The sequence below is a fragment of the Pseudomonadota bacterium genome (assembly GCA_008501635.1).
GTDB lineage: Bacteria > Pseudomonadota > Gammaproteobacteria > QQUJ01 > QQUJ01 > QQUJ01.
In genome coordinates this window covers 90,001-102,819 of record QQUJ01000018.1, presented here as the reverse complement: position 1 = coordinate 102,819, position 12,819 = coordinate 90,001, and the positions used below count along the sequence as shown (strand labels likewise).

Annotated in this window: 14 protein-coding genes, 2 rRNA genes and 1 pseudogene (1 of these 17 only partly in view); 7 read left to right on the top strand and 10 right to left on the bottom strand. The window is 56.3% G+C overall.

The features are described 5' to 3' along the window. Positions 1-16: 16 nt before the first annotated feature. The 5 genes from DWQ09_10465 to DWQ09_10445 form a co-directional block, all read right to left on the bottom strand. Entirely contained in the window at positions 17-472 is a 456-nt protein-coding gene (locus DWQ09_10465) for a hypothetical protein (protein ID KAA3627600.1), read from the bottom strand. A gap of 187 nt (positions 473-659) precedes the next feature. Next, on the bottom strand, positions 660-1,256 hold the full coding sequence (locus tag DWQ09_10460; GenBank protein ID KAA3627599.1) for a DUF3501 family protein: 597 nt from the start codon (positions 1,254-1,256) through the stop codon (positions 660-662). A gap of 22 nt (positions 1,257-1,278) precedes the next feature. Next, a complete protein-coding gene (locus tag DWQ09_10455) occupies positions 1,279-1,566 on the bottom strand; it encodes a ferritin (protein ID KAA3627598.1) in 288 nt (95 codons plus the stop codon). Between the two features lie 28 nt (positions 1,567-1,594). Further along, positions 1,595-2,935 (bottom strand): Fe-S oxidoreductase, encoded by a 1,341-nt coding sequence (locus DWQ09_10450; GenBank protein KAA3627597.1) that lies wholly within the window; start codon positions 2,933-2,935, stop codon positions 1,595-1,597. A 70-nt stretch (positions 2,936-3,005) separates the two neighbouring features. Then, entirely contained in the window at positions 3,006-3,425 is a 420-nt protein-coding gene (locus DWQ09_10445; GenBank protein ID KAA3627596.1) for a rubrerythrin, read from the bottom strand. A 238-nt stretch (positions 3,426-3,663) separates the two neighbouring features. Between DWQ09_10445 and DWQ09_10440 the strand changes: the two genes are divergently transcribed. The 3 genes from DWQ09_10440 (at position 3,664) to DWQ09_10430 (ending at position 5,798) form a co-directional block, all read left to right on the top strand. Next, the gene (locus tag DWQ09_10440; protein KAA3627595.1) at positions 3,664-3,900 is read left to right on the top strand and encodes an exodeoxyribonuclease VII small subunit; all 237 of its coding nucleotides are present in this window, start codon (positions 3,664-3,666) and stop codon (positions 3,898-3,900) included. After that, entirely contained in the window at positions 3,887-4,795 is a 909-nt protein-coding gene (locus DWQ09_10435; protein ID KAA3627594.1) for a (2E,6E)-farnesyl diphosphate synthase, read from the top strand. Before DWQ09_10440 ends, DWQ09_10435 begins: the two co-directional genes overlap by 14 nt. A gap of 163 nt (positions 4,796-4,958) precedes the next feature. Then, positions 4,959-5,798, top strand: a complete 840-nt coding sequence (locus DWQ09_10430; protein KAA3627593.1) for a GTP cyclohydrolase I FolE2 — start codon at positions 4,959-4,961, stop codon at positions 5,796-5,798. 9 nt (positions 5,799-5,807) lie between these two features. Here DWQ09_10430 and DWQ09_10425 read toward each other — a convergent pair whose 3' ends face one another. After that, positions 5,808-6,464, bottom strand: a complete 657-nt coding sequence (locus DWQ09_10425; protein ID KAA3627592.1) for a TIGR02281 family clan AA aspartic protease — start codon at positions 6,462-6,464, stop codon at positions 5,808-5,810. Positions 6,465-6,499: 35 nt separating this feature from the next. Here DWQ09_10425 and DWQ09_10420 point away from each other — a divergent pair, with 35 nt between their 5' ends. Further along, positions 6,500-7,210 (top strand): type 1 glutamine amidotransferase, encoded by a 711-nt coding sequence (locus tag DWQ09_10420; GenBank protein KAA3627591.1) that lies wholly within the window; start codon positions 6,500-6,502, stop codon positions 7,208-7,210. Between the two features lie 49 nt (positions 7,211-7,259). On the opposite strand, the pseudogene DWQ09_10415 reads toward DWQ09_10420, so the two are convergent. Further along, positions 7,260-7,574, bottom strand: a pseudogene (locus tag DWQ09_10415) (hypothetical protein). Positions 7,575-7,653: 79 nt separating this feature from the next. On the opposite strand from DWQ09_10415, the gene DWQ09_10410 reads away from it, so the two are divergent. Next, on the top strand, positions 7,654-8,076 hold the full coding sequence (locus tag DWQ09_10410) for a YjbQ family protein (protein KAA3627590.1): 423 nt from the start codon (positions 7,654-7,656) through the stop codon (positions 8,074-8,076). Beyond that, positions 8,073-8,918, top strand: coding sequence for an alpha/beta hydrolase (locus tag DWQ09_10405; GenBank protein ID KAA3627589.1), 846 nt, complete (start codon positions 8,073-8,075; stop codon positions 8,916-8,918). Before DWQ09_10410 ends, DWQ09_10405 begins: the two co-directional genes overlap by 4 nt. A 16-nt stretch (positions 8,919-8,934) precedes the next feature. Here the strand turns inward: DWQ09_10405 and DWQ09_10400 are convergent, their stop codons facing one another. Continuing rightward, positions 8,935-9,315: a hypothetical protein gene (locus DWQ09_10400; GenBank protein ID KAA3627588.1), complete on the bottom strand. Its 381-nt coding sequence runs from the start codon at positions 9,313-9,315 to the stop codon at positions 8,935-8,937. Between the two features lie 331 nt (positions 9,316-9,646). Between DWQ09_10400 and DWQ09_10395 the strand changes: the two genes are divergently transcribed. Then, positions 9,647-10,009: a hypothetical protein gene (locus DWQ09_10395; GenBank protein KAA3627587.1), complete on the top strand. Its 363-nt coding sequence runs from the start codon at positions 9,647-9,649 to the stop codon at positions 10,007-10,009. Between the two features lie 415 nt (positions 10,010-10,424). Here DWQ09_10395 and rrf read toward each other — a convergent pair. After that, positions 10,425-10,540 (bottom strand): 5S ribosomal RNA (gene rrf / locus DWQ09_10390). Positions 10,541-10,626: 86 nt separating this feature from the next. After that, positions 10,627-12,819: ribosomal RNA gene (locus tag DWQ09_10385) — 23S ribosomal RNA — on the bottom strand; it runs 714 nt beyond the window's last position.

The window sequence follows — 12,819 nt, the reverse complement described above, 5'->3', positions numbered from 1 at the left end:
ACAGGGGGTATCAAACTCAAGGGCGTCCCCCCTCGATTCGGTAAGGGTTGATGAGGCGTGCCAATACCTGATCACGCGTCACGGGACGGTGGTATTCGTTACAGAAATAGTAGAGAAACAGCTCCCGACGATGGCTCGAACTGCCAATCTGCCCGATCGATTGCCACCGCGGATATACCGCTGCGCTCCATTTGCCCTGACTACCGTAGGCATAGCTCTTGTACTCAGCCGTCTGACAACGAATACCTTCGTAGAAAACATTCCGTGCACCCGTTGAGGAGGTGATGACGATGGCGTAGCGAACGACCTCGTCAGCATCGACGCGGATCGAATCGACATCCAACTGGTAGGTGAGCTGCGCGCCGGTGATCACCAACTCCCCGCCCCGCAGGCGTGCCGGGTCCGGGTAGGGGGGAAGTTCGAGTGTCAGCTCCCTCCACTGTCTATCCCCCGGGGCCGCATACTGATGCATACGCTCCTTGGGACTTGGCCCATAGAGTATGTCCTCCGCGTACGCAACCGGTGACACCCCGGTTCCCAACCAGAGTGAAAACACTAGTGCAGCAAAGAGGTGGAAGCGACCCGTTTTCACGACGGGCGCTAGTCTAACCCGCGATCGTAGGCGATGCGAGAACCTTGGTTCAGTTTGGCAGGCTGCCTTAGTGGGAAGCGACTTCCAGGTCGCCAACCAGGCTGGCGTGGGTCTCGGTTGGCACTTGAGCCAAAGTGAACGAACAGGCGGGATGATCGATGCCCATGGCGATACCTGCACCGGAGCGGGCTGAAACCGCCATCTCCGGTGTCAGTTCAAACCGCATGAAGTGAACCGCCGAGGTTTTACTCGCATTGCTGCGCTCCAGGTCTTCATCGGCAATTCCCCACACGCGGTCATAGCCGTCAATCTGGACCCAGACACGATGTTCGATACCCGCCATGCGCGCCAGAGCTCCACGACGCTCGTCCACATCGGGATATTCGATCATCATGGTGGCCTTCCAATTGCACCCGTCGGGAATCAGGGGATTGTAGACGTCCAACTCCTCCTGGATGCCTGCCGCTTCAAAAATACGCTCAACGCGCAACATCTCCTGAATCTGGTACTGCATGGTGAGCCGGTCTTCAAAATAGAGGGTGATGTGTTCACCAAGCGGCACGCTGCGCGATCGTTTATGCGCCATCACTTTGTCGCGGAACGAAGGGCGCAGCTCGGCGTACTTCTCCAGCGAGTAGAGATCGGATCGATTCAGTTTCTCCATCAACAAACTCCGCCCATCACTCCTATTCGTGCGCGATCGGCTTTTCGGTAAACAGGTAGTCACGCAACTCTTTGTCGAAACTGGGGTCGCGACGGCGTATCCACTCCAACACCATCGACGCATGCTCTTTTTCCTCGTCACGATTGTGCGCCAGGATTGCCTTCAGTTCGTGATCGGTGCAGGCGTCGACGCGCTGGTTGTACCAGTCAACCGCTTCCAGCTCTTCCATCAGCGAGACTATCGCGCGATGCATGTCCCGGGTCTCGGCACTCAACTCCGCAATCGGTTCGTGGTATCCCTCATTAGCCATACCTCTGCTCCCCCAAAGTAAAAACTTTTCAGATACCGTAAGCCTTGCGCAACAGGCTCATCGGATGCGTGGGCTCGCTGCCGTTGCGCAGTCCGTTTTCGATCTGATGGCCCGCCATCGGGCAGTCGCTGGCGTAATAATCCGCGCCACTATCGCGCACCTTGTTGGCCACCGGTCGGCCAATCTTCATGGAAAATTCGTGAAACTCTTTCTTCACCGCGTAAGTCCCGTCGTGGCCGGAACAGCGCTCGATCACTTCAATTTCAGTGTCAGGGACAAGCTTCAGTACGTCGCGAGTCTTGAGTCCGATGTTCTGTACACGCAGATGGCAGGCCACATGGTAAGCAACTTTCCCCAGCTTCACTTTGAAATCGTTGCTCAGTGCTCCGCCCTTGTGGCGCAAATAGAGATACTCGAAGGGATCGTAGATGGCTGCCCTGACCTTCGCCACTTCGGGATCGTCGGGGAAAAGCAGCGGCAATTCCTGCTTGAACATCAACACGCAGGAGGGAACCGGGGCGACAATATCCCAACCCTCATCGATCCAGCGCACGAGTTCGGGAATATTGACCTCCTTGGCTTTCTGCACCGACTCGAAATCGCCTAACTCCAGTTTGGGCATGCCGCAACATCGCTCGGAGTCCGGCAGCCGCACCGAGATCCCGTTGTGGCGGAAAACAGCCACCAGATCTTCACCAATCTGCGGCTCGTTATAGTTGCCGTAACAGGTGCTGAAGAGCATCACCCGCCCCGTGGTATCCCCAACCGCGGTGGCAGTCCGCTCTTCACTGGCCACCCGCCGGCGCAGGGTACGACTGTGATAAGGCGGGAGTATCGCTTCATGATGCACGCCGAGGGCCGCTTCCAGGGCCTTGCGCATGATGCCATTGCGATTGACGGCATTGACGGTCTGGGCCACGACGGGGATCGAGGCGATGCGTCCAACCACATCGGTGGAGGTAAGAATTTTATCGCGGATCTTGTCGCGTCCCTGACGGTGCTTGACCGCCTTGGCACGCAGCATCAGATGTGGGAAATCGATATTGAAGGTGTGTGGCGGCACATAGGGGCACTTGGTCATGAAGCAGAGATCACACAGGTAGCAGTGATCGACCACCTCCCAGTAGACCGGGTGTCCGATACCGTCGATCTCGCCACTGTCGGAATCGTCAATGGCATCGAACAGCGTCGGAAACGCATTGCACAGACTGAAACAGCGGCGGCACCCATGGCAGATGTCAAAGACGCGCTCCAGCTCTTTGAGCAGGAGCGGCTGATCGTAAAACTGCGGATCCTGCCAATCGAGCGGATGGCGTTCGGGCGCTTGGGTACTGCCTTCGCGCACCGGATCGGAACTGACATCTGTCATCAATGCTCCCTCACAACGATCAAATCCAGTTGAGAAAGAGCGGGCACGAAGCCCGCCCCTGGTGCCTCAATCAGTCTTCCATCTCGTCCAGCGCTTTCTGGAAGCGGCGGGCGTGGGACCGCTCCGCCTTGGCGAGCGTTTCAAACCAATCGGCGATCTCGTCGAAACCCTCGTCCCGCGCTGACTTGGCCATGCCGGGGTACATATCGGTGTACTCGTGGGTTTCACCGGCAACCGCCGCTTTCAGATTGTCGCGTGTCGGTCCGATCGGCTCTCCGGTCGCCGGATCGCCAACGACTTCCATGTACTCCAGATGGCCGTGAGCATGTCCCGTTTCACCCTCTGCCGTCGAGCGGAACAGGGCGGCAACGTCGTTATAGCCTTCCACATCTGCCTTGGCGGCGAAATAGAGGTAGCGGCGATTGGCTTGCGATTCTCCGGCAAAAGCAGCCTTCAGATTTTCGTGTGTCTTGCTGTTTTTCAGTTCCATGGTGATGCCTCCTGCGGGTAAGACGATGCCAGCGCAGTACGCGCACAGCATCGATTTAGATTGAGTCTAAAAAGCTACGAGTGAATTATAGCAGCTCCCACCGGGTGTCAAGGACCCGGGCGAATTTCGGTGCCGCAAACCGCACCGGCCGGTTGTAGATCGCCGATCTCGCCTCTCGTTTGACCGTGTCGCAGCCTCTAATGTAACGTTTAGGCCCCTTTGCGCAGAGGTTCAAGTCGTGGCCAAGAAAACGCCGCCCAGCTTTGAGAAGGCGCTTGAGGAACTCGAGCATATTATCGAGCAAATGGAGCAAGGCGAAATCAGCCTCGAGGAGTCACTCAAGTCCTTCGAACGGGGTATCTATCTTACCCGCACCTGCCAGCAGGCCCTGCGGAACGCCGAACAGAAAGTACAACAGCTGGTCGAGAAGAACGGCACTGCCCGACTGGAACCCTTTGACCGTGAAGAAGACTGACAGCGACGATTTCCGCAAACTTCTCCATCTCTTCCAGGCCCGCGTGGAGCGCGTCCTGGGGGAGTGGTTGCCACCAGCAGACACGCACCCGACGCGCCTCCACGAGGCGATGCGCTATGCCGCGCTGGGCGGGGGGAAACGGGTGCGCCCCTTTCTGGTCTACGCAGCCGGTACCGCACTCGGGGCCGAACTCGTTGATCTCGATGCCCCGGCCTGCGCGGTCGAGCTGATCCATGCCTACTCCCTGGTTCACGACGATCTGCCCTGCATGGACAACGATGAGTTGCGTCGCGGCCGCCCCACCTGCCACATCGCCTACGATGAAGCGACCGCAATGCTGGTCGGTGACGCCCTGCAAACCCTGGCGTTCTATACCCTTGCCCACCGGACGGGTGGTGCGATCGATCCCCTCCGCCAGGTGGAGATGATTGAGACGCTGGCCCTCGCCTCGGGCTCGCGAGGCATGGCGGGCGGTCAGGCGATAGATCTTTATTCGATCGGGCAACAGCTGGATATCGCTGAACTGGAGGACATGCACATCCACAAGACCGGGGCCCTGATTCGCGCCTCGGTCCGGCTCGGCGCGTTGAGTGCGCCGGAGCCTACCAAAGATGCATTGCAGGGCCTGGAACATTTCGCGAAATGCATCGGACTGGCGTTCCAGATTCGCGACGATATCCTCGATGAGGAGGGTGAAACGGCGGTAATGGGTAAGATCCAGGGTGCGGATAGAGCGCTCAACAAACCCACCTACCCCGCCCTGCTGGGCCTTTCCGAATCGAAACGCAGACTCGGCGAGCTCCACGAACGGGCCCTGGAGAGCATTGCCGGTCTGGACGAGAGGGCCGACCCCCTGCGCTGGATCTCGCAGTATATCGGCGCCCGCAGCCGCTAGGAATTGGCCGCTTATCACCATTCGGGAATGGCGACCCGGGTCGGCAACGGGCTATAATCGCTTTTCTCACCGATTTCCGAGTTATTCGCTAAACTATTTCCTGCTTGCCCGATCCAAACCACCGTTTACCGGTGATCTCAATGCATCAAGGAACTGTGACGGTATGACCCCAGCGACAGAGAAACTATCCAAGCAACCGATTGCTGACGTACAAGGCAGCCGCGATACCCGACGCATCCCGATCAACAAGGTCGGTATCAAGGATATACGTCACCCCGTGCGAGTGAAGGATCGCAGCGATGGCGAGCAGCACACCATCGCCAACTTCAATATGTACGTCAATCTACCGCACAACTTCAAGGGTACGCATATGTCGCGGTTCGTCGAGATTCTCAATCGCCGCGAAAAGGAGATCTCTGTCGAGTCTTTCAAGGAGATGCTCTCTGAGATGGTCGATGTGCTGGCCGCCGAAGCGGGTCACATAGAGATGCAGTTTCCCTATTTCATCAACAAGAAGGCGCCCGTATCCAAAGTGCAAAGCCTGATGGACTACGACGTCACGCTGATCGGGGAGATCTGTCACGGCGAGATCGTCACCACCATCAAGGTCATAGTCCCAGCCACCAGCCTTTGTCCCTGTTCCAAAAAGATCTCCGATCGCGGCGCCCACAATCAACGCTCGCACGTCACAGTTCAGGTCAAAACCCGCGGTTTCATATGGATCGAGGAATTGATCGAAATGGTCGAGAAAGAGGCCTCGTGCGAACTCTATGGCCTTCTGAAACGGCCTGATGAGAAATTCGTGACCGAAAAAGCCTACGATAATCCGAAATTTGTCGAAGACATCGTGCGCGATGTAGCGGCTCAGTTGAATCAGGATGACCGGGTTTCGGCCTACATCGTGGAGTCGGAGAACTTCGAATCAATCCACAATCACTCAGCCTATGCCATGATCGACTTCGACAAAGAGCGCCAACCCCATCTGATGGCCACCGCTCCCTGAGTTGATACCTCAGAATTTCTTTTTCAACACCAACGTCTCGCTGGAATTGATCATCTCCAGGCGGCCGAGGAAGGACATTCCCAACAGTACATCCATAGGATGATCGATATCGAGCACCATGGCATCGACGTTGAGCAGTTCAATAGATCCGACCTTGACGCTGTTCAATTTCACGCGATATCCACGGGCGTATCCCGAGGCAGTGCTGACCGCCGCCGGGTCGCCATCAACCCGAAAATCCACCCCGAGTCGGCGTGCCATAGTGGCATTCATCGCAACCTGGGTCGCCCCCGTGTCGACGAGAAAGTTAACAGGTGTCCCGTTGATTGTTCCCACGGTCGTAAACATGCCGCGAGGATTACGATAGATACGCACTTGCGGGCCATCGTCGGGACGCTGGTAGCTGCCGCCAATCCCCCGATCCAAAGTGAATTCAACCGCCTTGCCGTCAATCTCGAGAACGGCGGTCCGGCTGTCGGAACTAATCAGCTTGACACCTTCAGGGCTTGCCTGACCCACCCTCAAGAGCCGCTGCTGTCCATCGATGCGCACCACAACCTTGTCCTTGAACAGACCTACGACATGAATCCGCTCAACAGCCCATCCATGCGCGCTGGCGCCAAGCAGCATAGCTAAAAGCGGAGCTTTCCAATAGCTTAGGTTCATGATATCCACTATGCCCCACCTGCAGCGGAGTCGTTATGAAACCCGTTCGAATCTTTCGTCATATCGAATGTGAGGGCCCGGGATTTCTCGCCGATGTCCTTGATGAACTCGCTGTTCCCTACGAAATCATCGCGATCGACAAGAATCACCCCATCCCCCCGTCCATTGCCGATGTATCAGGCCTGGTGTTCATGGGCGGCCCCATGAGTGTGAACGATCCATTGCCGTGGATCGATCAGGAGTGCCGCCTGATTCGCCTTGCTGTTGCCGAGGATATCCCAGTACTCGGGCATTGTCTCGGTGGTCAATTGATCAGTAAAGCGCTGGGTGGGCGGGTTAGCGCCAATCCGGTGACAGAGATTGGCTGGTTGCCGGTGCGTGGCAATGCCGAAGAGGTCGCTGGCGATTGGTTGCGGGATCTGCCTCAGGAGTTTGTCGCATTTCATTGGCACGGCGAAACCTTCTCTATTCCAGCCGGATCAACGCCAATTCTGGAGAGTGATTTCTGTCCCCACCAAGGCTTCGTTACAGGCAACACCCTGGCATTGCAATGCCACATCGAAATGACGGCAGCCATGGTAGTCGAATGGGCCGACCTCTATCGTGATGAACTCAAACAACCTTCCGCCAGCATCCAGAGCGCTCAGGAACTCGTGCGGGATGTCGAACAGCGCACCCAATCTCTGCAACAAATCGCGCGCGTACTCTATCAGCGCTGGCTGCAAGGGGTTAATTGCTGCGCCTGATACGAAACTCAGCACCCTCCTCCTGCGCGAGATCGACCCGCACTCCCGATCCCCAGCCATGTACTTTGTCATGCGCCTGAATCTCAATCATCGTGACAGCGGGTGGTATCACCACACCGGATAAGCTGCGCGTGAAAGGTTGTTCCGTTTCGTGAGGGTGATAAAGGGTGCGGGTACCGATCACCTTGTTATCGGGGCCCACTATTCGCCACGCATCCGCGTAGTGATCCCACCCGGTATCTGCATGACGCACTGTTACACTGACGGTCCAGCCGCCAGCCCCTTTCTCCATCTCCACATACTCGACCACGGGTTTTCCCGCGTGGGCACCAACCCCTGCGGTGCTGAGAAGCAGCACCACCATGGCACGCGCAACATTGCGCGACAGCGCCCAACAAGCCAAACTGCACGAATTACGGATCTCAAATCGAGTTTTCTTCACCATGCCTCACCCATCCTTGTCGATTGAAATACCCACACCCCAACACCAAGCCCTGGTACCCGTCACGCGCCAGATCCAACGGGCGGTCGAGCAATTGGGTCTGGTTGATGGAGTCGTTCATCTTATAGTTCAGCATACAACCTGCGGTCTGATGATAAACGAAAACGCCGACCCTGATGTCTGTCTCGATATCCTGCGTCGGCTCGAAACACTCATACCTTGGCACGACAGTGAGGACCGCCATGCTGAAGGAAACACCGCGGCGCATTTGCGAAGCATCCTGACCGGTTGCACGCTTACCATCCCTGTAGAACATACGAGACTGCAACTTGGCACCTGGCAGGGGATATTCCTTGCTGAGTTCGATGGTCCGAGAACGCGCCGGATCCTCGCCACTTCAATCAGCAGGGCCGAGGAGAAATGAAAGAGCAGAGTTTCCTTGCCCTGAGCCCGCATGGATTCCACCGCGTGGCTTACACATCATGGGGAACTAGAGAGGCATCGCGAACAGTGATCTGCCTTCATGGATTAACCCGAAATGGACGCGACTTCGATACTCTGGCCAGCGTACTGGCAAACGAATGTTGGGTCATTTGCCCGGACATGCCAGGCCGGGGCATGAGCGAACCCTTGTCAGATCCAGCAGACTATCAATACCCGGTCTATCTGCAGACTTGTGCCGCGCTTTTAGCACACCTGGACTGCGAGTCGGTGGATTGGATCGGTACATCGATGGGAGGTCTGATCGGCATGATGCTGGCTGCACAACCAAATTCACCGATCGAACATCTCGTTCTGAATGATGTGGGCGCACTGATTCCCGGCAAAGCACTGGAGCGTATCGCAAGCTACGTTGGTGACACCGGACCATTCGCGACATTGGATGCCCTGGAGGATCGCCTGAGGACCATACACGCAACATTTGGTGACCTGACAGATAGGCAGTGGCGGCATCTTGCAATCCATGGTCATTGGCGGGATGCAAAGGGTCTATTCAGATTGGCATACGATCCGGCGATTGCGAAATCGATCATCGCAAGCACCCACTCGGATATCGATCTGTGGCCTGTGTGGGCCGCCGTACGCTGTCCTACGCTCATATTACGCGGGGAAAACTCGGACGTTCTCCCAGCGCCGGTAGCCGAGACCATGGTGGCAACCCACCCGCTTTGTCGCTCCATTTCGTTTGCCGGCGTGGGACATGCGCCGGCATTGATGGCAAGCGATCAGGTGCAGGCGATACAAACCTGGTTGCGTAAAAATTGATTGGCTTGCGCCTCATTTACCAAGGCTCGACCACCCTAGAAACCTGAACGGTATCACCAGCATGGATTTTCCGTAGTATTTTCGCCTCTCCTTCGATGTGTCCCAACACGCTTACCGGCTCCACCAGGCGACATTCATCAGAGCGTGAGGCCGGCGTTGGTCCGAAGGGAATGGCCAGGGAGCCGCCACTCGTCCAGTAGCAGACGGTGCCGGGTTCGACGACGTCGGTTGTTTCGGTGTCATCCTCCATTGACAAGGGCAGTTTGAAATACACCTCATCCCCCCAAAGCCGGGCCTGCGAACGATAGGGCAAAGTGTGAAGCAGACGCCTGGTCACGACCGATTCCTTCAAGCGTGCGACCACCTGCCCACTTGCCCACGATATCCTGATGCGCATAACGCCGCCCCTTTGCCGACTGCTCGGATCAACAGTGCTTTTCTAAGACGTCTGGATTCCGCACTCACGCTGCAGTGTTCAATGAATGCTCTATAGGCCACATCTCCATCAGAACCTATCTCAAATTCCCCCGTGAGCTGTGCCTGGCGCTCGTGGCTCGAGCGCCAGGCGCGGCGAGCGTGGTTGGGTCATTCCAATGAGCGAGCCGCAACACCGCCAGCGCACCTCTGGGGCTCAACACAGCACGCGCAGGAATTCGAGATAGGTTCTATAATCACTAGTGTAGCCGCTGACAACATTCGCCGCGAAGGTAACAATGGAAACAGGGAACATGCCCAAGACACTCATCAGAAAGCGAATACTCGATGCCCTGCAGTACCCGACATCCATTATCCGCAAGGAAATCGATGTTTCGACCTGTAAACATGGGGGGAATTTCCATCGCGAAGATGCCGAGTGCATAACCTGCTACCAAACCCCCGAATGTGAATGGCTTGTACGTCACGATAACGATACCAACACGACTGTGCTCGACGATAGCCAACTGCTAGCCACCCTGCAGTTTGCCGGTGATTATATCCATGCGCGTTTGTCATTACAGAGACACACGCCGACCGATTGCCCCTGTGAGGGCTGCCGTTGGTGGCGTAGTGCTTCGGATTTGCTGAGACAAGCTCAGGCCGTGCCTGCCTAATGGCTTAAATCATCGGTAGGCTTTCTTTGCCGACTTCCTTACCCCTCTTATGAGAAATGGATAAGGAAGGAGATCCAAAAAGCGAACCTGCTCTGCCAAGAATAGCTCTATCGCGAACTCCGGGTACGCGTGGACGATAACCCGGCCCCTACTGGCGAACAGGATGGTCAGCCGCGCCTCTTCAAGCTGAACGAATCAATCCGGTACTTGAACTTCCGTCCAGCACCTGCTCCGAGATTTCAGCGACGCTCTACCAACGCGCGGCGCTATACACGGGTCATACACCCTGTAGTGGGAATCGTATCAAGGTGTGCGAAGTCGCGACACGGCTTTGTCTGGCGGTTATCAGGCTTTAAGCAGTGCCAAAAATTAAAAAACCCCAGCGGTTCAGGGAACCACTGGGGTTGGTGTAAGAGCCTGGCAGTGACCTACTCTCGCATGGGGAGGCCCCACACTACCATCGGCGCTGAGCAGTTTCACTTCCGAGTTCGGGATGGGATCGGGTGGTTCCCACTCGCTATGGCCGCCAGGCAAGCTTGTTGCAGCATCTCTACTGCGAAATCGGAAAAGTTGTATTGGGCACAGGATATGTCGCGATCGACCAACCCAACGCTACAAACTGCTTGGGTGTTATATGGTCAAGCCTCACGGGCAATTAGTACTGGTTAGCTTCATGCATTACTGCACTTCCACACCCAGCCTATCAACGTGGTGGTCTTCCACGGCCCTTTAGGGATCTCAAGGATCCAGAGAGACCTCATCTTGGGGTGGGCTTCCCGCTTAGATGCTTTCAGCGGTTATCCCTTCCGTACGTAGCTACCCGGCAATGCCACTGGCGTGACAACCGGAACACCAGAGGTACGTCCACTCCGGTCCTCTCGTACTAGGAGCAGCTCCCCTCAAGTCTCTAACGCCCACGGCAGATAGGGACCGAACTGTCTCACGACGTTCTAAACCCAGCTCGCGTACCACTTTAAATGGCGAACAGCCATACCCTTGGGACCGACTACAGCCCCAGGATGTGATGAGCCGACATCGAGGTGCCAAACACTGCCGTCGATATGGACTCTTGGGCAGTATCAGCCTGTTATCCCCGGAGTACCTTTTATCCGTTGAGCGATGGCCCTTCCATACAGAACCACCGGATCACTAGAACCTACTTTCGTACCTGCTCGACATGTCTGTCTCGCAGTCAAGCACCCTTATGCTCTTGCACTCAATGCGCGATTTCCGACCGCGCTGAGGGTACCTTCGTGCTCCTCCGTTACTCTTTGGGAGGAGACCGCCCCAGTCAAACTACCCACCATACACTGTCCCCGACCCGGATAACGGGCCTAGGTTAGAACCTCAAGCATGCCAGGGTGGTATTTCAAGGTTGGCTCCACCGGAACTAGCGTCCCGGTTTCAAAGCCTCCCACCTATCCTACACAAGCAGGCTCAAAGTCCAGTGCAAAGCTGTAGTAAAGGTTCACGGGGTCTTTCCGTCTAGCCGCGGGTACACTGCATCTTAACAGCGATTTCAATTTCACTGAGTCTCGGGTGGAGACAGTGTGGCCATCGTTACGCCATTCGTGCAGGTCGGAACTTACCCGACAAGGAATTTCGCTACCTTAGGACCGTTATAGTTACGGCCGCCGTTTACCGGGGCTTCGATCAAGAGCTTCGCCGAAGCTAACCCCATCAATTAACCTTCCGGCACCGGGCAGGCGTCACACCCTATACTTCCTCTTACGAGTTTGCAGAGTGCTGTGTTTTTAATAAACAGTCGCAGCCACCTGGTCACTGCGGCCCCCACCAGCTCAGAGAGCAAGTCTCATCACCAGCAGAGGCGTACCTTCTCCCGAAGTTACGGTACCATTTTGCCTAGTTCCTTCACCCGAGTTCTCTCAAGCGCCTTGGGATTCTCACCCTGCCCACCTGTGTCGGTTTGGGGTACGGTCTTGCGTTACCTGAAGCTTAGAGGATTTTCCTGGAAGCAGGGCATCGATCACTTCAGACCACATGGGTCCTCGTCATCACGTCTCAGGATTGCGCTCCCGGATTTGCCTAAGAGCACTCCCTACACGTTTAAACCGGGACATCCAACACCCGGCTGATCTAGCCTTCTCCGTCCCCCCATCGCAGTAACGCGAGGTACAGGAATATTAACCTGTTTCCCATCGACTACGCTTTTCAGCCTCGCCTTAGGGGCCGACTCACCCTGCGCCGATTAACGTTGCGCAGGAAACCTTGGGCTTTCGGCGTGCGGGCTTTTCACCCGCATTATCGTTACTCATGTCAGCATTCGCACTTCCGATACCTCCAGCATGCCTTACAGCACACCTTCGCAGGCCTACGGAACGCTCCCCTACCATGCGTACAAGTACGCATCCGCAGCTTCGGTACACAACTTAGCCCCGTTAAATCTTCCGCGCGGGCCGACTCGACCAGTGAGCTATTACGCTTTCTTTAAAGAATGGCTGCTTCTAAGCCAACCTCCTGGCTGTCTGGGCCTTCCCACATCGTTTCCCACTTAGTTGTGATTTTGGGACCTTAGCTGGCGGTCTGGGTTGTTTCCCTTTCCACGACGGACGTTAGCACCCGCCGTGTGTCTCCCGTGATTGCACTTCCTGGTATTCGGAGTTTGCATCGGTTTGGTAAGCCGGGATGGCCCCCTAGCCGAAACAGTGCTCTACCCCCAGGAGTGAGACACGAGGCGCTACCTAAATAGCTTTCGGGGAGAACCAGCTATCTCCGGGCTTGATTAGCCTTTCACTCCGAGCCACAGCTCATCCGAATCTTTTTCAACAGATCCCGGTTCGGGCCTCCAG

Excerpts from the sequence above, each read along its gene's own strand:
- DWQ09_10430 (KAA3627593.1), top strand. The coding sequence starts at position 4,959 with ATGACCCCAGCGACAGAGAAACTATCCAAGCAACCGATTGCTGACGTA.
- DWQ09_10425 (KAA3627592.1), bottom strand. The coding sequence starts at position 6,464 with ATGAACCTAAGCTATTGGAAAGCTCCGCTTTTAGCTATGCTGCTTGGC.
- DWQ09_10420 (KAA3627591.1), top strand. The coding sequence starts at position 6,500 with ATGAAACCCGTTCGAATCTTTCGTCATATCGAATGTGAGGGCCCGGGA.
- DWQ09_10455 (KAA3627598.1), bottom strand. The coding sequence starts at position 1,566 with ATGGCTAATGAGGGATACCACGAACCGATTGCGGAGTTGAGTGCCGAG.
- DWQ09_10395 (KAA3627587.1), top strand. The coding sequence starts at position 9,647 with ATGCCCAAGACACTCATCAGAAAGCGAATACTCGATGCCCTGCAGTAC.
- DWQ09_10465 (KAA3627600.1), bottom strand. The coding sequence starts at position 472 with ATGCATCAGTATGCGGCCCCGGGGGATAGACAGTGGAGGGAGCTGACA.
- DWQ09_10450 (KAA3627597.1), bottom strand. The coding sequence starts at position 2,935 with ATGACAGATGTCAGTTCCGATCCGGTGCGCGAAGGCAGTACCCAAGCG.
- DWQ09_10400 (KAA3627588.1), bottom strand. The coding sequence starts at position 9,315 with ATGCGCATCAGGATATCGTGGGCAAGTGGGCAGGTGGTCGCACGCTTG.
- DWQ09_10405 (KAA3627589.1), top strand. The coding sequence starts at position 8,073 with ATGAAAGAGCAGAGTTTCCTTGCCCTGAGCCCGCATGGATTCCACCGC.
- DWQ09_10410 (KAA3627590.1), top strand. The coding sequence starts at position 7,654 with ATGCCTCACCCATCCTTGTCGATTGAAATACCCACACCCCAACACCAA.
- DWQ09_10445 (KAA3627596.1), bottom strand. The coding sequence starts at position 3,425 with ATGGAACTGAAAAACAGCAAGACACACGAAAATCTGAAGGCTGCTTTT.
- DWQ09_10460 (KAA3627599.1), bottom strand. The coding sequence starts at position 1,256 with ATGGAGAAACTGAATCGATCCGATCTCTACTCGCTGGAGAAGTACGCC.